Annotated in this window: 24 protein-coding genes and 1 pseudogene; 5 read left to right on the forward strand and 20 right to left on the reverse strand. The window is 70.1% G+C overall.

Going from position 1 to position 25,694, the window contains the following annotated elements:
* Positions 1-75: 75 nt before the first annotated feature.
* On the reverse strand, positions 76-1,755 hold the full coding sequence (locus H9L17_RS06060; protein WP_187571439.1) for a sensor domain-containing diguanylate cyclase: 1,680 nt from the start codon (positions 1,753-1,755) through the stop codon (positions 76-78).
* 92 nt (positions 1,756-1,847) lie between these two features.
* Here H9L17_RS06060 and H9L17_RS06065 point away from each other — a divergent pair, with 92 nt between their 5' ends.
* Positions 1,848-2,291, forward strand: a complete 444-nt coding sequence (locus H9L17_RS06065; protein WP_187571440.1) for a hypothetical protein — start codon at positions 1,848-1,850, stop codon at positions 2,289-2,291.
* Positions 2,292-2,306: 15 nt separating this feature from the next.
* Here the strand turns inward: H9L17_RS06065 and H9L17_RS06070 are convergent, their stop codons facing one another.
* Complete coding sequence (locus H9L17_RS06070; protein WP_246455175.1) at positions 2,307-2,810, reverse strand: group III truncated hemoglobin; 504 nt, start codon at positions 2,808-2,810, stop codon at positions 2,307-2,309.
* Positions 2,811-2,912: 102 nt separating this feature from the next.
* Positions 2,913-3,917 carry a type I glyceraldehyde-3-phosphate dehydrogenase gene (gene gap / locus H9L17_RS06075; protein WP_187571441.1) on the reverse strand — a complete coding sequence of 335 codons (1,005 nt, stop codon included), beginning with the start codon at positions 3,915-3,917 and terminating at the stop codon, positions 2,913-2,915.
* Between the two features lie 152 nt (positions 3,918-4,069).
* Between gap and H9L17_RS06080 the strand changes: the two genes are divergently transcribed.
* A complete protein-coding gene (locus H9L17_RS06080) occupies positions 4,070-4,939 on the forward strand; it encodes a S1/P1 nuclease (RefSeq protein ID WP_187571442.1) in 870 nt (289 codons plus the stop codon).
* 9 nt (positions 4,940-4,948) lie between these two features.
* Here H9L17_RS06080 and H9L17_RS06085 read toward each other — a convergent pair whose 3' ends face one another.
* The 8 genes from H9L17_RS06085 to H9L17_RS06120 all read right to left on the reverse strand — a co-directional run bounded on the left by H9L17_RS06085 (position 4,949) and on the right by H9L17_RS06120 (position 13,287).
* The gene (locus tag H9L17_RS06085; RefSeq protein ID WP_187571443.1) at positions 4,949-5,455 is read right to left on the reverse strand and encodes a TonB family protein; all 507 of its coding nucleotides are present in this window, start codon (positions 5,453-5,455) and stop codon (positions 4,949-4,951) included.
* 3 nt (positions 5,456-5,458) lie between these two features.
* Positions 5,459-7,393 carry a TonB family protein gene (locus tag H9L17_RS06090; RefSeq protein ID WP_187571444.1) on the reverse strand — a complete coding sequence of 645 codons (1,935 nt, stop codon included), beginning with the start codon at positions 7,391-7,393 and terminating at the stop codon, positions 5,459-5,461.
* Positions 7,380-7,751, reverse strand: a complete 372-nt coding sequence (locus H9L17_RS06095) for a BlaI/MecI/CopY family transcriptional regulator (protein WP_187571445.1) — start codon at positions 7,749-7,751, stop codon at positions 7,380-7,382. The genes H9L17_RS06090 and H9L17_RS06095 overlap by 14 nt, the downstream gene beginning before the upstream one ends.
* Positions 7,752-7,920: 169 nt before the next feature.
* Positions 7,921-8,367: a copper chaperone PCu(A)C gene (locus H9L17_RS06100; RefSeq protein ID WP_187571446.1), complete on the reverse strand. Its 447-nt coding sequence runs from the start codon at positions 8,365-8,367 to the stop codon at positions 7,921-7,923.
* 68 nt (positions 8,368-8,435) lie between these two features.
* Positions 8,436-10,502 (reverse strand): TonB-dependent copper receptor, encoded by a 2,067-nt coding sequence (locus H9L17_RS06105; protein WP_187571447.1) that lies wholly within the window; start codon positions 10,500-10,502, stop codon positions 8,436-8,438.
* 56 nt (positions 10,503-10,558) lie between these two features.
* Positions 10,559-10,960 (reverse strand): DUF2946 family protein, encoded by a 402-nt coding sequence (locus tag H9L17_RS06110; protein ID WP_187571448.1) that lies wholly within the window; start codon positions 10,958-10,960, stop codon positions 10,559-10,561.
* A gap of 25 nt (positions 10,961-10,985) precedes the next feature.
* Positions 10,986-12,971 carry a transketolase gene (tkt, locus tag H9L17_RS06115; protein WP_187571449.1) on the reverse strand — a complete coding sequence of 662 codons (1,986 nt, stop codon included), beginning with the start codon at positions 12,969-12,971 and terminating at the stop codon, positions 10,986-10,988.
* Between the two features lie 70 nt (positions 12,972-13,041).
* Positions 13,042-13,287 carry a hypothetical protein gene (locus tag H9L17_RS06120; RefSeq protein WP_187571450.1) on the reverse strand — a complete coding sequence of 82 codons (246 nt, stop codon included), beginning with the start codon at positions 13,285-13,287 and terminating at the stop codon, positions 13,042-13,044.
* A 272-nt stretch (positions 13,288-13,559) separates the two neighbouring features.
* On the opposite strand from H9L17_RS06120, the gene H9L17_RS06125 reads away from it, so the two are divergent.
* From H9L17_RS06125 to H9L17_RS06135, 3 genes are all read left to right on the forward strand, one after another.
* Positions 13,560-13,922 (forward strand): helix-turn-helix transcriptional regulator, encoded by a 363-nt coding sequence (locus H9L17_RS06125; protein WP_187571451.1) that lies wholly within the window; start codon positions 13,560-13,562, stop codon positions 13,920-13,922.
* 72 nt (positions 13,923-13,994) lie between these two features.
* The gene (locus tag H9L17_RS06130; RefSeq protein WP_343044066.1) at positions 13,995-14,372 is read left to right on the forward strand and encodes a DUF6883 domain-containing protein; all 378 of its coding nucleotides are present in this window, start codon (positions 13,995-13,997) and stop codon (positions 14,370-14,372) included.
* Between the two features lie 7 nt (positions 14,373-14,379).
* Positions 14,380-14,601: a DUF4926 domain-containing protein gene (locus H9L17_RS06135; RefSeq protein WP_187571453.1), complete on the forward strand. Its 222-nt coding sequence runs from the start codon at positions 14,380-14,382 to the stop codon at positions 14,599-14,601.
* A gap of 50 nt (positions 14,602-14,651) precedes the next feature.
* Here the strand turns inward: H9L17_RS06135 and H9L17_RS06140 are convergent, their stop codons facing one another.
* From H9L17_RS06140 to H9L17_RS06180, 9 genes and pseudogenes are all read right to left on the reverse strand, one after another.
* Complete coding sequence (locus H9L17_RS06140) at positions 14,652-15,992, reverse strand: dicarboxylate/amino acid:cation symporter (protein WP_187571454.1); 1,341 nt, start codon at positions 15,990-15,992, stop codon at positions 14,652-14,654.
* A gap of 49 nt (positions 15,993-16,041) precedes the next feature.
* Complete coding sequence (locus H9L17_RS06145) at positions 16,042-17,685, reverse strand: BatD family protein (protein ID WP_187571455.1); 1,644 nt, start codon at positions 17,683-17,685, stop codon at positions 16,042-16,044.
* Positions 17,682-19,483: pseudogene (locus tag H9L17_RS06150) on the reverse strand (VWA domain-containing protein). Before H9L17_RS06150 ends, H9L17_RS06145 begins: the two are co-directional and overlap by 4 nt.
* Positions 19,480-20,505, reverse strand: coding sequence for a vWA domain-containing protein (locus H9L17_RS06155; protein WP_187571456.1), 1,026 nt, complete (start codon positions 20,503-20,505; stop codon positions 19,480-19,482). The pseudogene H9L17_RS06150 and the gene H9L17_RS06155 overlap by 4 nt, the downstream one beginning before the upstream one ends.
* Complete coding sequence (locus H9L17_RS06160; protein WP_187571457.1) at positions 20,502-20,966, reverse strand: DUF4381 domain-containing protein; 465 nt, start codon at positions 20,964-20,966, stop codon at positions 20,502-20,504. Before H9L17_RS06160 ends, H9L17_RS06155 begins: the two co-directional genes overlap by 4 nt.
* On the reverse strand, positions 20,963-21,889 hold the full coding sequence (locus H9L17_RS06165; RefSeq protein ID WP_187571458.1) for a DUF58 domain-containing protein: 927 nt from the start codon (positions 21,887-21,889) through the stop codon (positions 20,963-20,965). The genes H9L17_RS06160 and H9L17_RS06165 overlap by 4 nt, the downstream gene beginning before the upstream one ends.
* A gap of 29 nt (positions 21,890-21,918) precedes the next feature.
* A complete protein-coding gene (locus H9L17_RS06170; protein WP_187571459.1) occupies positions 21,919-22,911 on the reverse strand; it encodes an AAA family ATPase in 993 nt (330 codons plus the stop codon).
* Positions 22,912-23,096: 185 nt separating this feature from the next.
* Positions 23,097-25,154, reverse strand: coding sequence for a type IV pilus secretin PilQ (locus H9L17_RS06175; RefSeq protein ID WP_187571460.1), 2,058 nt, complete (start codon positions 25,152-25,154; stop codon positions 23,097-23,099).
* A 15-nt stretch (positions 25,155-25,169) separates the two neighbouring features.
* Positions 25,170-25,694: a pilus assembly protein PilP gene (locus tag H9L17_RS06180; protein WP_187571872.1), complete on the reverse strand. Its 525-nt coding sequence runs from the start codon at positions 25,692-25,694 to the stop codon at positions 25,170-25,172.

Raw genomic sequence — 25,694 nt, forward strand, 5'->3', positions numbered from 1 at the left:
TGCCGATCCCGTCATCGGCCGGATGCAGGATACCGGCGAACCGCGCGCTGTCGCCGCCCCGGCCCGCGCGCCGGGTCAATCGCTGATGCCGTCGCGCCCCGCCGCCTTGGCCCGGTACAGCGCGGCGTCCGCGCGCTTGAGGATGTCCTCGATCTCGGCATCGCCCGGCTCCAGCGCCGCCACGCCCACGCTCACCGTCAGCCGGCCCTTGAGCGAGCCGGCGTGCACGATGTCGGCGTCGCGCACGCGCTGGCAGACGCGCCGGCCCACGTGCATCGCCTGTTCATGGGTGGTGGCCGGCAGGAACACGATGAACTCCTCGCCGCCGGGCCGCGCCAGTACGTCGTCGGAATGCAGCAGCGCACTGCGCACCGCGCCGGCGAACCGGCGCAGCGCGCTGTCGCCCTCGGCGTGGCCGTAGAGGTCGTTGTAGAGCTTGAAGTGGTCGATATCGAGGGCGAGCACGGCCAGCGGCTTGCCGCTTCCAGCAGCTTCTTCCCACAGCCGCTCGCCGGCCTCGACGAAGCCGCGGTAGTTCAGGCTGCCGGTCATGGCGTCGGTGCGGCTGAGCCGGTCCAGCTCGGCCACCGCGCGGCGCAGCGAATCGGTGCGCGCGGCGATCACGTTCTCGCGTTCGTCCAGCACCTGCTGCAGTTCGTCGAAGGCGGCGTTCATCCGCGCGCCGAGTTCGCCGATGCCGGCGGCCAGCGGCTGCAGTTCCTCCGGCAAGGTGTCCGCCTGGGTCGGGCCGAGCCTGCCGCCCAGGGCGTAGCCGCGCAGGCTCGCGAGCAGGTAGCCCATGCTCTTGCGCAGCAGCTGGCGCTGCCGCCACAGCGCCCACAGCACGCCCAGCAGGGTGGCCGCCACCAGCGCGGCCAGCAGCAGCATGCGCGACAGGATCGGCGCCAGCAGCTGGCCATGCGGCGCCACCAGCACCAGCGTCCAGCCGTTGCGCATGGCGACCGCCTGCACGTAGGCCTTGTCGCCGTCGCGCAGCAGGCCCTCGCGCAGGGTGGCGTGGCCCGCTCTGTCCGGCTCGACGGCGGTGCGGCGGATCGCCTCGCCGGCCGCACCGGCGTCCTCCAGCAGCGCCAGGCGCAGGCGGTCGCCGGCATAGACCACGCGGCCCGCGCGGTCGAGCAGCAGCAGTTCGAGGTTGCGCCGCGCCAGGCTCTCGGCGCTCAGCCGGACGAAGCCCTGCACCGGGATCTCCGCCTGCAGCGCGCCCTCGAAGCGGCGCCCGCGCACCAGCGGCGCGGACACGCCCACCACCGCTTCGCTGCCGTAGGCGCGGCGCTGGTAGACGTCGGACACGTAGGGGCGGTACTGGCTGCGCGCCGCGTTGAACCAGTCCTCGTCGGACACCAGCCCCGCGATCGGCAGCAGCGTCCGCCCGCGCGCGTCGCGCACCGCGACCACGTCGCCGTGCGCGTCGACCTGCAAGGCGCGCAGCATCGCCGGATACACGTACAGCAGCCGCGCCAGTTCCTCGCTGCGCACCGCCGGGTCTTCCGACATCCGGTCGGCCAGCAGGCGCACGCCGGCCAGCTGCGCGTCCAGGAAGTCGTCGATGACGCTGGCGCTCAGGCGCGCGTTGGCGTCCAGCCGCAGCAGCAGGTCTTCGCGATTGCGCTGCCACTGGCTCAGCAGCAGCGCCGCGCCGAACAGCAGCACCGGCAGCAGCGCGGTCAACACCAGTCCTTGCGCCAGCCGCCGGCGCAGGCTCCACGGTGGTTTGGCCGCCGGTTCGATCATTCGATGCCTTCTACCATAGGCACGCCGGGCGCACAGCCCGCGCTTGATCCAGGTCATGCGGGGCGCGCGGGCCCGCGGCGTAAGCTGGCGCCATGGCTTCGTGGTATCCGCTGATCCTGCTGCTGCACCTGTCCTGCGCCATCGTGTTCGTCGGCGCGGTGTGCTTCGAGGTGCTGGTGCTGGAGTCGTTCCACCGCAGCTTCGACCACGCGCTGATGGAACGGATCGAAGCGGCGGTGATGGCGCGCGTGCGCCGCTTCATGCCGGTGGTGGTGGCGCTGCTGTTCCTCAGCGGCTTCGCCCTGTTCGACATCCGCTGCAACGGCTTCGCCTGCATCGGGCCGACGTTCGGCTGGGGCTGGCTGCTGCTGCTCAAGGCGGCGCTGGCGTTCGCGGTGCTGGCGGTGTTCATCGGCGCGATCCGCGCGGGGCTGCGCGGCGGCATGGATCCGTGCCGGTTCCGCCACACCCATCGCATCGTGCTGGCCCTGATGGTCGGCATCGTGGTGCTCGCCAAGCTGATGTTCTACGTCTGATCGGCGGTCGCGCCGTCAGCCGCCGCGCAGCAGCGGCAGGCGCGGCCCCAGCGGCAGCGGTTCGCGTCCCGGCTCCGGCAGCCCCAGCCCGTAGCGCAGGCTGCGGCCGATGCGGCTGGCGTATTCGTGCACCAGCTCGGCCTGCGCCGGCGCCAGCAACTCGTCGGCGGTCGCGCGCCACAGCTCCAGCCACTGCACGAAGTGGCGGGTGGTGATGGGATGGCCGTGGTGCGCCGCCATCGGATTGCCGCGGTAGGTGCCGGCGCGCAGGATCACCGAGGTCCAGAACGAGGTGAGCAGGCGCTTGTGCGCCGGCCAGTCGTGCACGGCGGCGTTGAACACCGGGCCGAGGTCGGAATGCGCCTGGATGCGGTCGTAGAAGCGGTCCACCAGCGCTTCGATCTGCTCGAAGCCGGGGATCGCGCCGTCGGTGTCCGGCGATGCGTCGGTCTGGTTCATGCGGTCCGGGTCATGCTGCTTGCGGTCCTCGCGGCGCGGCGTGCGCCGACGGCTCGCCATTATCGCCTGCCGCGTGCAGGCGGCCTTGACGCGGCATCGCGCGACCGCGGAAACGCGAAGCCCCGCGCGTGGCGGGCTTCGCGGCATCGAATGGATGGCGGCTTACTTGCCGGCCATCACCCGCACCATTTCCAGGCACTTGTTCGAATAGCCCCACTCGTTGTCGTACCAGCTCACCAGCTTGACGAAGCTGTCGTCCAGCGCGATGCCGGCCTCGGCGTCGAAGATCGAGGTGCGCGCGTCGCCGCGGAAGTCGGTGGCGACCACCTTGTCCTCGGTGTAGCCCAGCACGCCCTTCAGCGCGCCTTCGCTCTGCGCCTTCATCTCCGCGCAGATCTCGGCGTAGGTGGCGGGCTTCTCCAGCTCGACGGTCAGGTCGACCACGGACACGTCGCTGGTCGGCACGCGGAAGCTCATGCCGGTGAGCTTCTTGTTGAGCTCCGGGATCACCACGCCGACCGCCTTGGCCGCGCCGGTGCTGGACGGAATGATGTTCTCGAGGATGCCGCGGCCGCCGCGCCAGTCCTTGTTGGACGGGCCGTCGACGGTCTTCTGCGTCGCGGTGGCCGCGTGCACGGTGGTCATCAGGCCGCGCTTGATGCCCCACTTGTCGTTCAGCACCTTCGCCACCGGCGCCAGGCAGTTGGTGGTGCACGAAGCGTTCGAGATGATCTGCTCGCCCGCGTACTTCGCATGGTTCACGCCGTACACGAACATCGGCGTGGCGTCCTTGGACGGCGCCGACATCAGCACCTTCTTCGCGCCGGCGTCGATGTGCTTGCGCGCGGTCTCTTCGGTCAGGAACAGGCCGGTGGATTCCAGCACCACGTCGGCGCCCACGGCATCCCACTTCAGGTTGGCCGGATCGCGCTCGGCGGTCAGACGGATGGTCTTGCCGTTCACCACCAGCTGGCCGTTCTCGACCTTCACGTCGCCCTGGAAGCGGCCGTGCACGGAGTCGTAGCGCAGCATGTAGGCCAGGTAGTCCGGCTCCAGCAGGTCGTTGATGCCGACGATCTCGATGTCGTCGCCGAAGTTCTGCACCGCCGCGCGGAACACGCAGCGCCCGATGCGACCGAAACCGTTGATACCGACCTTGATGGCCATGGAACGAACTCCTGACAGGACTGGGCAGACCGCCATTCTACCGAATCCCCTCCCCGCACCCGGCCGCCAAGGTTGATCCCGGTCAACGCCGGCGCGATGCGCGAACGGCATGACGTCATGCCGCGGACGCAAGGCCGGGGTATCCTGCCGGCATGACCAAACGCCGCCGCTCCCGCCTCCTGATCGCCGCCCTGCTCTGCCTGGGCATCGCCACCACCGCCTATGCCTGGAGCCGCCTCGGCCACGGCCTGGTCGGCGAACTGGCGGAACGCCACCTCGACCCGAAGGCGAAGGCCGAAGTGGTCCGCCTGCTGGCCGGCGAACCCGATCCGACCCTCGGCGGCATCGCCTCCTGGGCCGACGACCTGCGCAACACCGATCCCGAGCGCTTCAAGCAGACCTCGCGCTGGCACTACATCAACGCCAAGGGCGGCGGCTGCGACTTCGACATGGCCCGCGACTGCCCGGACGGCAACTGCGTGGTCGGCGCGATCGAGAAGCAGCGCGCGATCCTGGCCGACCGCAGCCAGCCGCTGGACGCGCGCCGCGACGCGCTGAAGTTCGTCGTCCACCTGGTCGGCGACGCGCACCAGCCGATGCACGCCGGCAACCGCACCGACAGCGGCGGCAACGGCTACCAGATCAGCCTGCGCACGCCGATCGAACCCGAGGCCTACGCGAAGAAGAACTACGTCGACGGCGTGATGGGCACCAACCTGCATTCGATCTGGGACTACTACATCCTCGCCGACAAGGGCCTGAGCCTGAAGGACTACGCGGACCGGCTGGACAAGCTGCCGTGGCCGCCTTATGCGGCGCCGGCGCCGCAGGACCTGATGCCGATGCCGTGGGCCAGGGAATCCTGCCGCCTGATCGACGCGCGCGGCCTGTATCCGCCCACCCACACGCTGGACAGCGCCTACCTCGACGCGCTGCGGCCGCTGGCCGAGCAGCGCGTGCGGCAGGCGGCATGGCGGCTGGCGCGCCTGCTCAACGAAACCATCGGCGAACAGGCGCCCTGATCGCGCGTCTCAGCCGCCCGCTTCCACCACCGCGCGGCCGTTGAGCTGGCGGAAGGTGAAGCGGTAGTCCTGCGTGAACGGCAGCGGCTCCACCTGCCTGCCGGTCACGCGCTTGAGCGGGAAGAACGTCCAGCCCCGCACCGCCGCCAGCACCGCGTCGGCGAACGCCGCTTCGCCGCCGCCATCTTCGACGATGCGCGCGTCGGCCACCTTGCCCGCGCCGTCGACGATCAGCCGTACGACCAGCGTCACCGGCGGCAGGCGCCGGTCCAGCAATGCGGGCGGGTATTCCGGCTTCGCGTTCTCGCGCACCGGCAGCGGGCTCAGGTAGCTGCTGCCGGGCACCGGCTGGTAGCGCGCGCTCTCGTCCGCCGCGTCCACGATCTCCGCGCTGACTGCGCCATCGGCGGCGTAGCCTTCGCGCGGCTCCGGCGCACGCGGCGACGAGGCGCAGCCGGCGGCGAGCATCGCGGACAACGCACCGGCCAATGGAACGCGGAGAACGACGAAACGCACGGCTCAGCTTCCGCGCGCGTCGGCAGTCGGCTGGGAATAGAAGTCCGAACCGTTCCCCGCGCCGCCCTGCGGCCCGAAGCCCAGCGGCACGCGCACCCGGCCGGCCACCGGCTGACCCTGCTTGAGCGCGGGCTCGAAGCGCCACTGGCGCACCGCGTCCAGCGCGGCGGCATCGAACACGCCGGCCGGGCTCGACTGTTGAATCGTCACGCGGGTCGGCTTGCCCCGCGCATCGACATCGACCAGCAGCACCACGTTTCCGGAAATGCCCTGCTTCTTCGCCGCAGCCGGATACGCGGGCGGCATCGTCGCCGCGATCCGGGCCGGACGTTCGCCGACCTGCGCATCGGCAGGTTCGTCCATCGCGAACTCGACCGGCACCCGCACCTTGCCGGCTACCGGCTGGCCCTGCTTCATCGCCGGATTGAACCGCCACTTCTCCGCCGCTTCCTGCGCGGCGACATCGAGCCGCGCATCGCCGGAGGAACGCTCGACCTTCACGTCGATGACGCCACCCTGCGCGTCAATGGCGACCACCAGCACTGTCACGCCGGTCTTGCCTTCCTTCAGCGCGTCGGCGGGATAGCGCGGCGGATGCAGCGCGCGCGATTCGTCCAACACTTGTCCCGGTTGGAGGGTATCGCTCTTGGTCGGTGCTGGCTTGACGGAGAGGGTTTGGCTGGATGCCGACGCGTCGGTTAACGTGACATCGAGTCGCAGCCCCTTGAATGCCTTGCTTCCATCCTTTGCCTGGATCTCGGAACCGAGTTGGACGGCAGCCGGCTTGCCGCTCAGCACGACCAGCGACGGCGCCGCGATCCGCTTCCCGTCCTCGTCTATGTCCATTTTCAGTGCCAGCGCGGGCTGGCCTTGATGCTCGATGCGCGACACGGTTCCGGCAATGGCGAAGTGCTTGCCGCCTGCATCCGTTTTCAATGAAAACGGCTTGTCCGCCTCGCTCACGATGCGCAGCGCCCGCGGCGCCTCCTCGTCCACCCGCAACACGATGTCGGCGGCGATCCCATCTGCCGGGACGGCCACCGGCACCGCCGGCTGCGCTGCCCATGCGGCATAACCACCACCCAGCAACATGCAGAGCAGAACACCGCTGCCCGCCCGGCGCCGTGTTGTCGATACGGAAGATGCAAGCATGGCGATTCTCTCCTTGAGCGGATGGCCGAAGCCGAAGTGGCAACCCAGCGGCGCGGTCTGCAGCGCGAGCTGGGCGTTGAGCAGGGCGTCGCCGTAATGGCGGCGCTGCCGTGGGTGGGCCGCGAGCACGTCGGCGTCGCAGGCCAGTTCCTGGTCGTGGCGCATGCGCGCGGCGGCCAGGTGGAACAGCGGGTCGAACCAGAACAGGCAGCGCAGCAGCGCGGCGGCGGCGTTGGCCCAGGCGTCGCGGCGGGCGATGTGGCGGCGCTCGTGCGCCAGCACCAATGCCTGCTGGACGGCATCGAAGCGGGTCTCGAAATCGGCGGGCAGCACCACCTGCGGATGCCACAGGCCGAGCGTCGCCGGCAACCCCGCGTTCGTGGCCTGCGCGCGCAGCGCGTCGCCGTGCGGCAGCAGAGGGCCGAGGCTGCGGCGGAACGCGATCTGCGTGCGCCACAGCCACGCGGCGGATGCCGCGGCTCCGAACAACCACAGCCCAAGCAGAAGGCTGCTCCCGTCGAGGCCGCCCTGCGCGGGCGCGGCCGGCGCGGCGAACACCGGCGGCAGCACCAAGGCCTGCGCCACCTGCGTGCGCCCGACATCGACGGTCGCGGCCGGCAGCAGCGTCGCCAGAATCGCCAGCGGCGCCAGCAGCCACAGCGCATACGCCGCCCGCGCGCCGAACGCGCGACGCAGCGGCCGGCGCAGGACCAGCACCAGCAGGATCGCGGCGCTGCCGGCGAGCGTGGCTTCGACCAAGCCCTGCAACAGCTCATTGCTTGCCATCGTCGATCTCCTCCAGCAGCTTGCGCAGTTCGGCGATGTCCTTGCGGCTCAGCTTCCGATGCGCGGAGAAATGCGCGACCAGCGGCGCGACGCGGCCGTCGAACAGGCGCTCCAGCAGGCCGCGGCTTTCCTCCAGCACCCAGTCCTCGCGGCGGATCTTCGGCGAGTAGAGATAGCGGCGGCCGTCGCGCACCGCTTCCACCGCGCCCTTGTTGAGCAGGCGGTTGAGCAGGGTCTTGATGGTCGCCTCCTGCCAGTCGCGGCGGTCGGCCAGCGCGGCGGCCACCTCGTCCGCACCCAGCGGGCTGCGCGCCCACAGGATGTCCATCACCACCGATTCGGCTTCGCTGATCTGCATCGTTTACATCCGTAATCTTTTTTCAGATTACAGATGTAAATGCTCATGTCAAGCGGATGCGCGGCGACGCCGATGGCTGGCGCCTGCGATGTGCAGGCGCCATTTCTCAAAAAGCCAAGACGCTGGATGCCCGCCTCCGCGGGCATGACGATCGCGCGGCGAGCGGCGCCTAGCCGCCCGCACCCATCCCGCGCACCTCGAACGTGGCCTTCACCCGGCCGGCGCGCTGGAACACCAGCGTCGCGTCGAAGCGCCCGCCTTCGGCCAGCGCGCGCTTCGGCTGGATCAGCATCAGGTGGTAGCCGCCAGGCTTGAACTCCACCCGGCCGTGCGCGGGCACGGCCACGCCGTCGGGCAGCGCGCGCATCCGCATCACCCCGCCGTCGTTGCGCATCTGGTGGATTTCCACCCGCTGCGCCGCGTCGGTTTCGATGCGCAGCAGGCGATCCGCACTGCCGCCGTCGTTGACCACGGTGAGGAAGCCGCCCGCGACCGGCGCCACCGCCGGCACGGCGCGCGTCCACGCGTTCTCGACGCGCACGCCGCCGTTCTTCGCCATCGCACCGGCGGATGCCGCCAGCAGCAGCGCCAGGAGCCAACCCGTGTTCCGACCCATGCGTCCTCCTCGTCCGATGATCCGGCGCGGCATCGCCTGCCGCGCCTTCGCTTCTTCGCGCGCCCGCGTCACAGCGCGAACTCCAGCTTCAGCCACAGGTTGCGGCCGGGCTCGGCGATCCGCACCGGCTCGGCCGGATAGCCGAAATCGGCGCTGCCGGCCAGGTTCAAATGCTCGCTGTAGGCGCGATCGAACAGGTTGTCGATGCCCGCAGTCAGCCGCACCCGCTCATTGAAGCGGTAACCGCCGTTGAGCGCCAGCGTGGCGAAGCCCGCGCTCGGGCCGAGATCGCGCCCGGTCACGTTGCCCTGGTTCAGCGCCACGCGCCGCTGCGCCGCCACCGCGCGCAGCAGCACGCCGGCGTTCCAGCGGCCGTTGTCCCAGGCGGCGGTGAAACGGCCCTCCAGCGGCGTCATCTGCGGCAGCGGCGCGCCCGCGTCGGCGTTCGCGCCCCAGGCCCAGGCCACGCTGCCGCCCAGCGTCCAGTCCGGCGCGGGACGGAACTCGCCGCCGGCTTCGGCGCCGTGGATGCGCGCATCCACGTTCGACACCGCGCTGGTCATGCCCATCATCCCGCCGCCCGTGTAGCGGAACAGGATGTAGTCGCCGATGCGCCCGGCATAGGCCGACACCCACGCGCTGCCGCGCTCGCCTCGCCACTGCGCGCCGACGTCGAGCTGGGTGGTTTTCTCCGGCGCGATGCCGGCGAACGCGTTGGCCGCGCCCATCGGCCCCATGTTCGCGGAGAACAGCTCCCAGTAGTCGGGCATGCGCTCGACGTGGCCCACGCCCGCATACCAGCCGAGGCCGCTGCCGGCGATGTCGCGCTCGTAGCGGACGAAGCCGCTGGGCAAGGTTTCGCGGCGGGTCTGGCCGAAGGTCGGATTCGGCATGTGCATCATCCCGGCGGTGGCGCGGGTGTCGGTCGCTTCGGCGCGATCCGCGCGCGCGCCCGCCACCACGCGCCGCCCCGGCGCGGGCGTCCAGGTGGCTTCGGCGAAGGCGCCGAGGTTGCGGAACCGCGCGTCCTGCGACCACGGCAGCGCCGCGTACGCACCACGTCCCATCGCGCTGCGCGACCGGTGCGTGCTGCGCTGCGCGTCCATGCCGGCGGTCAGCGCCACGTCGCCCCATGCCCAATCGGCGGCGACGCGCCCGCCGGTGGTGACGCGCTCCACGTTCGAGGCCATCGGCATCGGCATGGCGCTCATCGGATTGGGATCGCGCAGCGTGTAGTTGTCCATCACGTGATCGGCGGCGTTGCGGTAGGCGCTGGCCTGCAGCGTGCGCAGCGCGCCGTGGAAGGATTTCTCGAAGCGCAGGCCGAGGCTGTCGCGGCGGAACTGCGCGCCGTCCATGCCGCGCCCGGCGTAGCGCGCTTCGCCGTTGCCGATGCCGGCGGACACCTCCAGCAGCGTGTCCTCGTCCGGCGTCCAGCCCAGCGCCGCGTCGGCGTTCCACTTCTTCCACGCGGACGGCACGCGCTCGCCGTCGCCGTCCGCGTAGTCGTCCGCCTGCGAGCGGTTGGCGGCCAGCCGCGCGTAGCCGCGCGGCGCGCCGGCGGCGAGATCCAGCACCTGGTCGTTGCGGCCGAAGCTGCCGCCCAGCAGGCTGGCCTGCGCGCGCACGCCAGCTTCATCGAAACGCGGCGTCGCACGCTGGAAGCGCACCGTGCCGGCGGATGCGCCCGGCCCCCAAAGAACGGTCTGCGGGCCCTTCACCACGGTCAAGCTGTCGTAGGTTTCCGGCGAGACGTAGGACAGCGGGTTGTCCATCCGCGCCGGGCAGGCGCCGGGCATGCCGCCGTCGTTGGACAGCAGGTTGAGGCGCGAGCCGAACATGCCGCGCAGCACCGGATCGCCGTTGCTGCCGCCGTTGCGCACGGCGGAGAAGCCGGGAATGGTCTTGAGGTAGTCGGCGCCGTCGCTGGCCGGCACCGGCTGGCGCGGCAGCTTGGGATCGGTTTCGAAGGTCAGCGGCTGGGTGGGCATGCCGATGACCACCACGCGGTCGAGGGTTTTCGCGTCCTCATCCACATCGGCGGCGGAAGCGACGACGGGAAACAGGACGATGGCGAGCGCGCAGGCAAGCGCGCGACGCGACGGACGCGCCGTCGCGGAACGGAAGGAAGACATGGTGGCTCCAAATCACGAGAAGGCGGGGCGGTGCCCCGCGGGGAATGCGTCGTGGTTCAGAGCGGGAGTGGCGGCCCTCGCGCGCCGAGGCCGCGCAGCAGCGGCGGCGCGGGCGCTGCCGGCAGCGTCCACGCCGGCAACAATACGCGCCGCACCGGCGGCAGCAGGATCGCCAGCGCCAGCAGCACAGGCGCCAGCGCGGACAGCAGCGGGCAGTAGCCGCAGTACTCGTCCGGCATCGCGCCGGACGGCGCGGGCGCCTTGCCCGCGTCGTCCAGCAGATTGGCCGGCTTCATCGCCAGTCCGTCCATGGTGCACATCGCCAGCACGGCGGCCGGCAATCGCTGCGCGCCGCTTTCCAGCCAGCGGCTGACCGTCGGCATGACCGACACCAGCAGGACGGCCGCCAGTGCCAGGCGGGCCATCCAGTGCTGGAAGCGGCGGGAGCGCAGGTTCATCGCGTCGACCAAGTTACGCCCGTTTTCAGAGCGCGTTGATGACCTCGATCAAGCGTTCGACGGTGATGCCGAAGTGCGGGAACAGCGCCTCCGCCGGCGCGCTGGCGCCGAAGGTGTCGATGCCGACCACCGCGCCGTCCAGGCCCACGTACTTGCGCCAGAAATCGGTGACGCCGGCTTCCACGGCGACGCGCTTGCGCGCCGCCTTCGGCAGCACGCTTTCACGATAGGCCGCGTCCTGCCGGTCGAACACGTCGCTCGACGGCATCGACACCACGCGCACCTTGTCGCCCAGCTGTGCCGCCGCCTGCATCGCCAGGCCGACTTCGCTGCCGGTCGCGATCAGGATCGCGTCGGGCGCGCCCACGCTGTCCTTCAGCACGTAGCCGCCGCGCGCGATGTCCAGCACCTGGCCTTCGTCGCGGAGCTGGTGCGGCAGGTTCTGGCGGCTGAAGATCAGGCAGCTGGGACCGTCGGTGCGCTCGATGGCGCGCTTCCACGCCATCGCCGATTCCACCGCGTCGCAAGGGCGCCACACATCGTTGTTCGGGATGTAGCGCAGCGAGGCCAGGTGCTCGACCGGCTGGTGGGTGGGGCCGTCCTCGCCCAGGCCGATGGAGTCGTGGGTATAGACGTGGATCGCGCGCACGCCCATCAGCGCGCTCATGCGCACCGCGTTGCGGGCGTAGTCGCTGAAGACGAGGAAGGTCGCGTCGTACGGGATGAAGCCGCCGTGCAGTGCCAGCCCGTTGCCGATCGCGCTCATGCCGAACTCGCGCACGCCGTAATAGACGTAGTTCGCGTCCGGGTCGCTGCCAGCCACCGACTTGCTGCCCTTCCACAGGGTCAGGTTGGAATGGGCGAGATCGGCCGAGCCGCCCACCAGCTCCGGCAGCAGCGGCGCGAACGCGGAAATCGCGTTCTGCGAGGCCTTGCGGCTGGCGATGGTGGCGGCGTCGATCTGGGTCTGCGCGACATAGGCCAGCGCATCGGCGGCGAAGCTGTCCGGCAGCTCGCCGCGCAGGCGGCGCTCGAACTCGGCGGCGGCGTCCGGATGCGCGGCCTTGTACGCGGCGAAGCGCGCGGTCCACTCGCCCTCGGCGGCGACGCGGTTGCGCGCGCGCCAACCGGCGTAGATGTCCTGCGGGATCTCGAACGCGCCGTGTGTCCAGCCCAGCGCCTCGCGGGTCAGCGCGATCTCGTCCTTGCCCAGCGGCGCGCCGTGCGAGGACTCCTTGCCGGCCTTGTTCGGCGAACCGAAACCAATGGTGGTGCGGCAGCAGACCAGCGTCGGCTTGTCGCTGGACTTCAGCGCGGTCTCGATGGCGGTCTTGATCTCGGTTGCGTCATGGCCATCGACGCCGCGGATCACGTTCCAGCCGTAGGCCTCGAAGCGCTTCGGCGTGTCGTCGGTGAACCAGCCGTCGGTGTTGCCGTCGATGCTGATGTGGTTGTCGTCCCAGAACGCGACCAGCTTGTGCAGGCCCCAGGTGCCGGCCAGCGACGCGGCTTCGTGCGAGACGCCTTCCATCAGGCAGCCGTCGCCCAGGAACACCCAGGTGCGGTGGTCGACGATGTCGTGGCCATCGCGGTTGAAACGCTGCGCCAGCAGCTTCTCCGCCAGCGCGAAACCCACCGCGTTCGCCAGGCCCTGCCCCAGCGGGCCGGTGGTGGTTTCCACGCCCGGGGTCATGAAGTTTTCCGGGTGGCCCGGCGTCCTCGATTCCAGCTGGCGGAAGTGCTTGAGGTCGGCGAGGGTCAGGTCATAGCCGCTCAGGTGCAGCAGCGCGTACTGCAGCATCGACCCGTGGCCGTTGGACAGCACGAAGCGGTCGCGGTCGGCCCAGTGCGGGTTGGCCGGATTGCAGCGCAGGTAGTCGTTCCACAGCACCTCGGCGATGTCCGCCATGCCCATCGGCATGCCCGGATGGCCGGAGTTGGCGGCCTGCACCGCGTCGATGGCGAGGAAACGGATGGCGTTGGCAAGGTCGCGGCGGCTGGGCGCAGTCATGGCATCGGGCAAGGCGGAGGGAACGCCTATTGTCCCATCCCGGGCGGGGCGGTGTCGCGGCGCGGTCCGCTCAGACCAGCCACAGGCTGGCGAGCAGGCCGATCGCCGACACCACGATGCCGGCGACGGCCATGCCCCTGCCGCGCCGGCTGATCCGCAGGCTGACGATGCCCAGCGCCAGGCCGACCACGGAAAACAGCGCCATGCCCGCGGTGGCGTCGCTGCTCCACGCGGAATCGTCGAGGGCCGCCAGCACGCAGAGCGCGCCCAGCACCAGCGTGGTGATCGCCGCGTTGCGCAGCGGGTTTTCCCGCATGTCGGGATCGGCCCGTCGCGCCGCTACCTGCCGCGGTTCCCCGCAGCGCAGGCACACCGGCGCGGTTTCGGGCGGCTCCTTGCCGCACCCCATGCACGACACCCTGTCCTCCCGTCATCCATCCGATGCGCCGGCCGTCGTCCCGGCACGCAAGTCAAGCCGTACCTGATCCCGAAGTATTGTATTTCCGAACTTTTGCTGTCAACCGATGCCCGCACGACACCGGTGCGGCGTCGCCATACTGTCTAGGGCCCCATTCATGGAGCCCGCGGATGAAGCGATTCGCCGACCGCCTTCGCGAAGCGCGCGTGGCCGCGGGGATGACGCAGGAGCAGCTGGGCTTCGCGCTGGGGATCACCAAGTCGTCGGTCTCGGCTTGGGAAAACGGCCGCGAGACGCCGAGCTTCCGCATGTTGCCGGAACTGCGTCGCCACCTCGGGCGTTCGCTGGACGAACTGATCTGCGGCGTCGCGCCCGGCGACGGCCGAATCGGCGACGAACCCCTGACCTACGCCGCCGGTGAAGCCTCGCCGGTCGCCCGCAACGAAAAGGAACGCGCGCTGCTGCTGCGCTACCGCACCCTGCCCGCCAAGCGCCGCGCGGCGCTGCTGGATCTGATCCGGCCGGCGGATTGAGGCGGCCGGCGCTCGCTGGGGCGCCACTTCCCAACCCATCGATGCGGCAAACGCCGACTGCTTCGCGCCGTGATGCCGCTGCAGGCTGTCGGCATGGGACATCGCCCGTCTGCCATCTATCTGCCTGAATGTGATCGACTGCATATCGAACGAGCCAAAATTGTCGATTACTTGTTGAGCGACGGGAACGGTAGGGGCAAAGCTGGATTCTTCCGCAGACTCGGTTTTCACTCGGATCGCTGGGAAGAATTGGCCGATGCACTTCGGCACCAGGCTTCCAGCAACCCGGTCTGCTCGCAATTTGATTCGCCTTACGGCACGCGCTACGTTGTGGAAGGATCGCTGCTCAGTCCGGATGGCCGATGGCCACCTGCCAGAATCGCCACTGTGTGGCTCCTGGAATCCGCCACCTCGCAACGGCCGCGCTTGATCACCGCTTTTCCGGCATGAGGTTCGCATGTTGCAGGAACACGCTTCTGTCGTATTGACGCAGGACCTCCCCGCTTCCGGCTTGCAGGTAGGCGACGTGGGCGTCGTCGTGCATGTACATCGCGGCGGTGAAGCCTACGAAGTCGAATTCCTCTCGCTGGACGGCGCCACCGTCGCGCTGGAAACGCTGTTGGCGACCCAGTTGCGAGCCGCTAGCCGACACGACATCCCGCACGTCCGCGCAGCTTAGATGGACCGATTCGCATGGCGAGTGCGTTGACGCACTTGCCATGCGGCGCCTCAGCGCACGATCTCGTCCAGTTTCTCCAGCGCCGACTCGTCCAGGTCCTTTTCGCCGCTGCGGTGCGCCACCACCACCGCGGTCGCCAGATCGCCGGTGACGTTGAGCGAGGTGCGGCACATGTCGAGGAAGGTGTTGACGCCGATGATGATGCCGATGCCGGCCGGGTCGATGCCGATGATCCCGCAGATCATCGCGATCACCGGCAGCGAGCCGGACGGGATGCCGGCGGTGCCGATGCCGCCGAGGATGCACAGCACCAGCACCATCAGCTGCTGGGTCAGCGGCAGGTGCAGGCCGTAGACCTGCGCCAGGAACAGCACGGTGATGCCCTCGAACAGCGCAGTGCCGTGGTGGTTGGCCGATGCGCCCACGGTCAGCACGAAGCGGCTGACCTTGCGCGGCAGCCGCAGGTTCTCCTCGGCCACCCGCAGCGTCACCGGCAACGTCGCGGTGGACGAGGCGGTTGCGAACGCGGTGAGCGTGGCTTCCTGGGTCTCGCGGAAGAACAGGCGCGGCGACATCCCGCCCATCAGCCGCACCCACAGCGGCAGGATCACGAAGCCGTGGATCGCCAGCGCCACCAGCACCGTCACCACAAACCACACCAGGCTGCGGATCACGTCCCAGCCCAGCTGGAAGGTCAGGTTGAACATGAACGCCGCCACCGCATACGGGGCCAGGCGGATGAACAGCCCGATCAGGTGCATGCAGATTTCGAACAGCCCGTGCATCGCGTTCTTGAACGCCTGCGTGCCGGCGGTCGGCTTCATCACCAGGCCGATGCCGATCATCAGCGCGAAGAACACGATGCCGAGCTTCTGCTTGTCGTCCGCCATCGCGCCGACGATGTTGTGCGGCACGATGTTGACCAACAGGTCCATCAGCCGCAGTTCGTTGCCCTTGCTGACGATCTCGCCGGCCTGCAGCACGTTGCCGCTCAGGGTCTTCTCCACCAGCCCCGGATCCATGTGCAGGCCGGGCTGGAACAGGTTGACGCAGAGCAGGCCGACGCCGACCGCCGCCGCGGTGACGGTGGCGGTGTAGATCAGCGTCTTCCAGCCGAGCCGGCCGAGCGCGGCGATGTCGCCCAGTTCGGCCACGCCCAGCACCAGCGCCGAGAAGATCAGCGGCACCACCAGCATGAACAGCAGGTTGAGGAAGATCTGCCCGAACGGCTTGGTGACGTAGTCGATGAGGCCGTGCAGCCACGCCGCGTCCGTCGCCATGGCGTGCGCGGTCAATCCCAGCGCGGTGCCGAGGACGAAGCCGATCAGCACCTTGAAGTGCAGCGGCATGCCCTTGGCGGGCGTGGGGGACGCGGTGTCGATCGTGTGCATGCGGCGCTCGCGGATTGAAGCAATGGCGCAGCTTAGCAAACGCCGCGGCTCACTCCGGATACAGCGGAGGAAGCAGGGATTCCGCCTTCTGCTTCGTCTGCCGCCAGCGCGCGCCGCCGGCGAACGCCGCGCGCAGCGCCCGCAGCGCGGCCTGCACGTCGCCGCCGCCCCAGCGCGCCGCTTGCAGTTGATGCAGCGCGTCCACCTGTGCGGAGTCGGCGAGGCGCGCGCGCAGCGCGTCGAGATCGTCCGTCGCCAGTCCGGCGTCCTTCGCCAGCGCATGCGCGATGGCAGCCAGGTCGCCGGCCTTCAGGGCCGACGCCAACGACACGCCGGGCGTGCTCGGAGCAGCGGGCGTTTCCTTGGTCACGGCGCGCGTGGCGTCTCGACGTCGCCACCACAGGAAAGCGATCAGCGCCGCTGCCATCAACGCGAGCAATCCGAGCAACATGCCTCGCCATTCGCGCGCGCCTGATGCGTGCGATGCGGCGGATTGCGGGGCAGTCGGCTCCAAGTCGTGCGTCGGCTGTGCAGCGGGCGAGGCAGGATCAGGCGCGGCATCCGCATGCGCGCCCGGCGCCACCTGCATCTGCAGCGGTGGCAGTTCGGCGACGCGCGCCACGCCGTTCGCGGCATCCCACCACGCGATGCGCGGCCCGGCCACGACCAGCGCGCCCGGCCGCGCCGGCACCAGCGAGAACGTGCGCCGCACGGTGGTGCGCGGGCGGCCTTCGACGAACTGCTCATCCACCTGCGCCGGCTCGGCGAATACCTGCGCGCCCGGCACGTCGGCGATGCCGATCTCCGGCATCTGCGCGGCGGTGGCGCCATCGGCGACCGCTTCGATCTGCACGCTCGCCGCCTCGCCCGCGAACGCCTGCTTCGGCGCCTGCAGGTAGCGCAGCGTCAGCCCGTGCAGCGGCAGCCAGGGCTGCGGCACATTCGCGGGAATCGGCAGCACCTGCAGCCGCTTCGCCGGCGCGGCGGCGGACACCGGCTGGCGCTCGCCGTCGAAGCCCATGAAGCCGCTGCCGGTCACGCCATTGAGGCGCGCGCCCGGCAGCAGCAGCGGGCCGCTGCGCTCCGGGATCAGCAGGAAGCGGCGCTCGACCACGTTGTAGCGGCGGCCGTCGAGCATGCGTTGATACTGTATGTCCTCGCCCACCCGCTGCAGGCTGGCGTGCGCGGGCGCGTCCAGATCGAGCTGGCCGGACATCAGCGGAATGGCGTAGTTCAGCCGCACGGTCACGCCCACCGCCTGCTGCACGTAGGGGCGCGCGGCGTCGACGTCGGTCTCCACGAACACGTCGGCGTTCGCACCGGCCGGCTGCACGGTGGGTTCCAGCACCACCAGCCGCAGCGGCGCGGTGCTGGCGTTGCCGACGCGCAGCGCCGGAATGCTGGCCAGCCCCGGCGCGCGCGGGCGCAGGCCGACCGAGAACACGGAGACAGTGCGCGAGCGCCCGTTCGCCAGCTCGAAGCTGCGCCGCACGCTCTGCCCGCCGAGGTCGAACTGCGCCCGCAGCGGGCCGTAATCGATCTGCGCGATGGACTGGTCGGTGGCGATGTTGAGGGCCACGGTTTCGCCGTAGGTGATCTCGGCGCGATCCAGCCACGCGCGCGTCTGCGCGAACGCCGGCAGCGCGACCAACGCCAGCAGCAGGCACAGCCAGCGGGCGATGCCGCGGCTCATGGCTCGCCGTCTCCGCGCCGGCGCCGCGCTTCGAGCTGGAAGCGCGCGCGCAGCAGCGCGCCGGGATCGTCGGGCACGCGCTGCAACCACGCCTGGTTGGCGAGGCGGCGTTCGCGCTGCTCCGGCGTTTCCTTCGGCTTTCCGGGTTCGGGCTGCGGCCGTTCTTCCTGTTCGCCCTGCTGCTTGCGCAAGGCCTCCTGCATGCGCTGGCGCTGCGCGGCATCGGCCTGCGCCTGTTGCCGGGCATCCTGCGGCTTGTCGGACTGCGCGGGCGATGGCTTGCCGTCCTGCGGCGGTTGCGGCTGCGCGTTCTTTTGCGGGGCTGGTTTGGATCGTCCTGCGGGTTTTGTTGGCCTTGCTGCTGTTGCTGCTGTTGCTGCTGTTGCTGCTGTTGCTGCTGGCCCTGCTGGTTTTCGTTCTTCTGCTGACTCTGGTCTTTCTGCTGGTTCTTCTGGTTCTGGTTTTGTTGCTGTTGCTGCTTCCGCTTGCGCGCCGCGTCCACCGCCTTCCTGTTGTCGATGGCGTCGCGCATGCCGGGCTGCAGCTTCAACGCGCGGTCGTAGGCGGCGATGGCCTCGTCGAAGCGTCCCGCCTGCGCCAGCGCATTGCCGAGGTTGTACTGACCGTCGGCGTCGCCCACCGTCGAGAAGCGTTCGATGGCGCGCGCGTACTCCTTGCCGCGATAGGCGGCGATGCCCTCCTGCATGCGCGCATGCGCGGCCTGGTCGGCGCGGCGCCACAGCGTGCCGCCTTGCGATTCCGCCTGCTGCGCCTGCGCTTGCGGGAGCGGAAGCCATAGAACGAACGCGAGCATCAGCATCACGCCGCCGCCACGGCGGAACAGCGGCAGGAAGCAGAGCAGCGCCAGCGGCAGCAGCCAGTAGCCGTCGTCGCGCCAGCGGGCCACGGTTTCGCCGCGCGCGGACACGCCCTCGTCCTGCCGCGGCGCCAGCACGCCCAGCGCGCGCAGGTCGGCATCGTCTGCGGACAGCGGTTGATAGCGTCCACCGCCGCTGCTCGCCAGCGCGCGCAGCGATGTCGCATCCAGGTTCGCCCGCGCCAATCCGGTCGACGCTTCGTACACGCCGCCCTGCGCGGTGCCCAGGCCCAGCGCGGACACCGTGTAGCCGGCGGCGCGCGCCTTCGCGGCGGCGGCGATGGCGGCGGCATCGGCATGATCCGTGAGCAGCAGGATCTCGCCGCGCGCGGCGCCGGTCTGCTGCAGCAGGCGCTGCGACCAGGCGATGGCGCGATCCATGCGCTGGCCGTCGGCGGGCATCACGTCCGGTGAGAGCGCATCGAGGAACAGGGCGGCGTTGGCGGCATCGTCGGTGAGCGGCGCGACGGTGTAGGCGTCGTCGGCGAACGCCACCAGCGCGACTTGGCCGCCGGCACGCTCGCGCAGCAGGACGGCCAGCTTGGCCCGCGCCTGCGCCAGCCGGTTGGGCGGCAGGTCGCGGGCCAGCACGGCGCGCGACAGGTCCAGCGCGATCACCAGCGGCTGCCGGCTCTGCCACAGCGGCTGTTCGTCCTTGCGGACGCTCGGCCCGGCCAGCGCCAGAATCGCCAGCGCCAGTCCCAGCAGGGCGAGCCGGGCGGCCCGGTCGCGCCGCGCCGCCGGCGATGCCTCTTCCAGCAGATGCGGCAGCAGGTGCGCATCCACCGCCTCGCGCCACGGCGAGCGTTCGCGCGCCCGACGCCGCGCGCGCCATGCCAGCAGCGGCAACAGCAGCAGCGCCGACAGCCACCACGGGCGCAGGAAATGCAGCTGCGCGAGATCGGCGAGGAACGCGCTCATGCGCCGCGCCTCCGCAGCAGCAGGGCCAGCATGCCCAGCGCCAGCGCCGCGCCCAGCGGCAGCGGGTAGCGCTCGATGCGCGGACGCACCGCCTGCCCCGCGCGCTTGACCGGTTCGAGCCGGTCGATTTCGGCGTAGATGCCGGCCAGCTCGTCGGCCGCACGAGCGCGGAAGAAGCGGCCGCCGGTGAGCTTGGCGATGCGCGCCAGTCCCGCTTCGTCCACCTCGTCGCCGCCGCCCAGCGGCAGCCGGAAGCCGAAGACCGACATCGCGCTGCCGTCGCCGCCGAAGGCGATGGCATGGACGCGCACGCCGGCGTCGCGCGCGATCTCCGCGGCCTTGTCCGGCTCCAGCACGCCGGCAGTGTTGACGCCGTCGGTCAGCACGATCAATACATGCTCGCGCGATTCGCCCTGCGCGGCGTCCTGGCGCTGCAGGCGCTTGACCGCCAGCGCGATCGCATCGCCCAGCGCGGTGGCGCGACCGGCCAGCCCGACCACCGCATCGTCCAGCTGCTGACGCACGCTGTCGCGATCCAGCGTCAGCGGCGTGAGTGCGAAGGCGCGGTCGCCGAACACGATCAGGCCGACCCGGTCGCCGGCGCGGCGGTCGAGGAAATCCGCCAGCACCGCCTTCGCCGCGGTGAGGCGATCCACGACCTGCCCGCCGAGCTGCATGTCCTCCTCGCCCATGCTGGCCGACAGGTCCACCGCCAGCATCAGGTCGCGCCCGGCCTGCGGCGGTGCGACCGGCGGGCCGAGCTGCTGCGGGCGCGCGGCGGCCACGCACAGCAGGCACCACGTCAGCCACATCAGCCACGGGAAGCCGCGCGGGCGCGGCAATCCGGCGTGGCCATCCGCCACCTGGCGAAGCCGCTCGCTCCACGGCACGCGCAGCGCCGCCGCATCGGCGCTCGCGCGTGCCGGCAGCGCGAAGTGAACCAGCCACGGCAACAGCACGGCCAGCAGCGCCCAAGGCCAGGCGAAGCCGTCGATGTCCAACAGCTCGCGCAGCATGTTCATGCGCGGCGCATCCAGTCCAGGTAACGCCGCCGTGCGACCAGGCGCAACGCCTCCACGTCGGCGGGATCGGCCTCGGGCCGGAACGCGCCGTCGCGCAGCAGCGCACCCGGCCCATCCAGAAACGCGGGCCGCTTCGATCCGGCATCGAGAAAACTCAGCCAATCGTCGCCCTGCAAACGGTCGGCCTGCGGGTCGATCCGACGCGCGGCGCGGCGCAGAAGCTCGGACATCGCCGCGATCTTCGCGACCGGCGTTTCGGCCCGCGCCAGCGCATCGTCGAAATAACGCGATACCGCATTGATGCGCCTGCGACGGAGGTGGAACCACAGCCCGATGCCGACGACGAGCAACAGCAGTGCGGACAGCAACATCCACCAGCCCGGCGCCGGCGGCCACCATGCGGGCGCCAGGCCCGGATGGACATCCTTGAGCGGAAGCGATGGCGCGGGCTGGAGGCTCATCGCGCGCGGCCCTTCGGTCGATCCAGCAGGCCCAGCCACGCATCGTCGGGCGCGTCGCAGGACAACGGCATGGCGCGGACGCGCTGGCGCCGCAGCAGTTCCAGCGCGGCGTCCAGCGGCGCGTCGAACGCCTGCTTCCAGCGTTGGCGCACGGCGGCGGCGTCCAGCGCCAGTTCCATCCGCCCGCCCTCGCTGGCGAAGGGCAGGCGCGCGGCGGGTGGCTGGCGCTCAAGCGGATCGGTCAGCAGCAGCGCGACGGCATCGGTGTGCTGCACCACGCCCGCCCAGCGTTCGGCCGGCACCGCCAGCACGCTGGCCGGATCCGCGAGCACGACCAGTCGCGAACCTGGCCGCAGCAGGCGCCGCGCATGGTCCAGCGCGACCGGCAAACCCGCATCGTCGGCGGGTGGCCGCGCGTACCAGCGCACCAGCGCATCCAGCACGCGCAGCGCGCCGCGCTGGCCCGACGCCGGCGGCACCGGCGGCTCCTGCGCGGAACCGCGCAGCGCGGCGATGCGGTCGCCGTCGCGCACCGCCAGCCACGCCGCCAGCGCGCCCGCGCGCGCGGCCTGCACCGACTTGAAGCGCGTACGCGTGCCGAAATACAGCGCGGGCGAGGTGTCCGCCACCACCAGCGTCAGCCGCTCGCGCTCGGCCTGGAACAACTTGGTGTGCGCCTTGCCGCTGCGCGCGGTCAGCCGCCAGTCGATGTGGCGGGCGTCGTCGCCGATGGCGTATTCGCGAGATTCCGCATATTCCATGCCGCGTCCGCGCAGGTTCGACAACGCGTGTCCCTGCGCGCCGTGGCGTCCCAACCGCGCGGTACGCCGGCCCTGCGCCAGCGCACGCAGGCCGATGAGTTCGGCCAGCGTCGGCACGATGCCGCCGCTTGCGGGCTCGGGGCTGGCGGTGGATCCGGACATGGCGTCTCGCTCGGCGGGCCAGGCGCACCCTATGGCAACGGCACCAGCCGCAGCAGATCGGCCACCAGGCGTTCGCCGTCCCAGCCTTCGGCGGTGGCCTCGAAGCTGGGCAGGACGCGATGGCGCAGCACGTCGGGGGCGACCGCGCGCACGTCCTCGGGCGCGACGAAATCGCGCCCGGCCAGCCAGGCCCGCGCCCGCGCGCAGCGCTCCAGCGCGATCGAGCCGCGCGGGCTGGCGCCCCAGGCGATGCGCCGCGCCAGCGCAGTGTCGTAGCGGCCGGCATCGCGCGAGGCCAGCACCAGCTCCACCAGATAGCGTTCCAGCGCCGGCGCCATGTGCAGGTCGAGCACCGCGCGGCGGGCGGCGAACACGTCCGCCTGCGCGATCCTCGACGGCGGCGCCGATGCCGGCTGCAATGCGTCGCGGGCCCGCTCGCGGGCGAGGCGCAGGATCTCGGTTTCGGCGTCGGCCTGCGGATAGCCGATGCGCACGTACATCAGGAAGCGGTCGAGCTGCGCTTCCGGCAGCGGGAAGGTGCCTTCCTGCTCGATCGGATTCTGCGTCGCCATCGTCAGAAACAGCGGCGGCAGCGGATAGGTCGTGCGGCCCACCGTCACCTGCCGCTCACCCATGGCCTCCAGCAGCGCCGACTGCACCTTGGCCGGCGCGCGGTTGATCTCGTCGGCCAGCAGGATGGAGTGGAAGATCGGGCCGGGTTGGAACTCGAAGCGGCCGTCCTGCGGGCGCCACACTTCGGTGCCGGTCAGGTCGGCCGGCAGCAGGTCGGGGGTGAACTGGACGCGAGCGAAATCGGCTTCGAGGCGCGAGGCTAGCGCGCGGATCGCGGTGGTCTTGGCGAGGCCCGGCGCGCCTTCGACCAGCAGGTGGCCGTCCGCGAGCAGGGCGATCAGCAGACGCTCGATCAGTGCGGCTTGGCCGACAATCTCGCGCGACAGGTCGTCGCGCAGAGCATGGAAGACGGCGTGGAGGCGGGAAGTATCCGGCACGGGGGTGTCCATATCGACTCTCTGGGCGCAGGCTGCTTCGACCCATCGTGAAGGGAAAGGTTCGCATGCATGGCGATCATGCGGGTGAATGCCGGCACCCTGGATTGTCCGCAGGTGACGCCACATCCTCACCACACGACCGAAAACGAAACGGGAGCCTTGCGGCTCCCGTTTCCTGCCTACGCGTTCCAGGCGGCTCAGCGCTGCGCGACGCGCATCACCTTCGGGGTCACGAACACCAGCAGCTCGGCCTTGCTCTTGCTGCGGTTCTTGTTGCGGAACAGGTTGCCCAGCACCGGGATATCGCCCAAGAAGGGCACCTTGGAAATGTCGGAGGAATCACTGAATTCGTAAACGCCACCGATCACCACAGTCTGCCCGTCCTCGACCAGCACCGCCGTATTGACCTCGCGCTTGGCGATCTGCGGCACTTGGCCGAAATTGCCCATGTCCACCCAACCATCCAGCTCGTCTTTCTTGACGGCCATGTTCAGGAAAACGCGGCCATCGTTGGTGATGGTCGGCGTCACCTTCAGCTCCAGCAGGGCTTCCTTGAACGCCACCGTGGGGGTGAGCTGGCCGCCGGCGCCGGTGACGGTGAGGTAGCCGATCTCCTTGCCCTGGCGGATCACCGCTTCCTTCTGGTTGCTGGTGACGATGCGCGGATTGGAGATGACCTCAGCACGCGCCTGGGTCTGGATTGCCGACAGCTCGACATCCAGCAGGTAACCGGCATTGAGGATGGACAATGCCAAGGAACCCGGGTTCGTCCCGGTCATGGCTGCCGGAAGATTGGTCATCAGGCTGCGCGTGATGGTGTTCACGCCATAGGTCGGGGTATTGGTACTCCACCGGCCGGAACCGGGTGCCTGCGGCGCATCGGCATCGGTGGGTAACCGGCCAGCACCCCCCGTCAGATAGGTCTTCAGGGCATCTGCGTAAAGCTTGTTGTTGGCGTTGTTCGTATTCGTTACCGACTGACGGTTGGTCAGAGTGTCGCTCAGATTACCGCCGTAGGACACATTATCCTTGTTTCCGGTAATGCCGAACTTGGCACCCAGCTCCCGCGCCACGTTTTCGTTGGCGAGCACGATGCGGGCCTCGATCACCACCTGATCGACCGGCTTGTCGAGCTTCTGCACCAGATCCTTGATGTTCGCCACGCGCTGGGGGATGTCGATCACAAGCAGAGTGTTGGTGCGCTTGTCGTAACTAATGCTACCTCGACCGGACAGGAAACCGCGATCCTGAGAATTCTGGCCCTGCTGCTGCCCCCCCTGCTGGTTGCCCTTGCTTTCCTCGGTAAGCAGCCGGGCGATGTCCTCGGCGTTGGCGTAGTTGACCGGGATGTATTCGGTCACCTTCTCCGCGCGCTCTTCCAGGTTGATGCGGGCGTCTTCCTTGGCCTGCTCGAAGTCGGCGATTTCCTTCTGCGGGGCCACCCAGACCACGTTGCCGCTGCGGCGCTTGTCCAGCGACTTGGCCTGCAGCACAAGATCCAGCGCCTGATCCCACGGCACGTTGACCAAGCGCAAGGTGACGTTGCCCTGCACGGTGTCTGCGGCGACGATGTTGAGGTTGGATTCGTCGGCGATCAGCTGCAGGACGGTGCGCACCGGCACATCCTGGAAGTTGAAGGTGACCGGCTTGCCGCTGTAGCGCACAGCGGCATTGCTGCTGCCGGTGCTGGCCACCGCCCCCATGGCGGCAGGCGTCTTGTCCTGCACCTTGGCGGCAACCGGCGCCGCGGCGCGCGGCACGATCTCGACGATGTATTCGCTTCCGCTCTGGTAGGCCATCGACTCGAACGTGCCCTTGGTTCCCAGCACCAACTGCGCGCCGCTGCTGGTGGCGCGCGCGTCGATGCGCTGCACCGGGGTGGCAAAATCGGTGACGTTGATCGGGCGCTGCAGCGCGGCCGGCAGCTGGGCGTTGCCGATGTCCACGACCACGCTGGAGCCCATGTTGCGCAGGTCCGGAGCCGCGCCGTCGCCGGAGAAGCGCAGGATCAGCTTGCCGGAACCGCCGTCGCCGCGCTTGAAGTCGATCGCGGACACGCTGACGGCATCCGGCAGACGCTTGGCGGGATCGGCCAGCGCGCCGGTCGCGGCCTGGCCCATGCCGGCGGCGACCACGGTGACGGGCAGCGCGCTGGAGCCGGCGGCGTATAGGCCCGCGGCGAGTCCTGCCGCGAGAACCCCGAGGTGCAAGGGACGCCGGACGGGCAGCGTTTGCTTGGCGTTGTTGACGGTCATCGGTCTATTCCCCAATCAATTGTCTTCGAGCGCCAGCTTGGCGGGACGTTCCAGCCAGCCGCCTGCGCCATCCGGAACCAGTTCGACCAGTTCGACCCGGTCTTCATAGACGCCGGTCACCCGGCCGTCGCTTTGCCCCATGTAGTCCCCCGGCTTCACCCGGTAGGTCACCTTGTCGGGGGCCATGACCAGCGCCACCAGGCCCTTGCCGGCGCCCAGCGAGCCCACCAGCTTCAGGCTGTCGAGCGAGAACATTTCCAGCGTCTGCTTGCGCCGGCCCGGATCGGGCCGCGGGCCGTTGCCGGAGCCTTCCCCGCTGAAGGCCTGGTCGAAGGGGTCGCGCATGTTCTGCGCGGTGTATTCGAACGTTTCGAACTGCTGCATGACCGGCAGGGGTTCCAGCGGCGGGGCCGGCTTGGCCTTCACCTCGGCCACCCATTTCTCCAGGTCGCCGCGGCTTCCGCCACAGGCGGACAACAGGCCGCAGAGCAGCAGCAGGGCCAGCAGGCCGGAGACGCGACGAAGCGATGACAGGCGCAT

The sequence above is a fragment of the Thermomonas brevis genome, assembly GCF_014395425.1.
Lineage (GTDB): Bacteria > Pseudomonadota > Gammaproteobacteria > Xanthomonadales > Xanthomonadaceae > Thermomonas > Thermomonas brevis.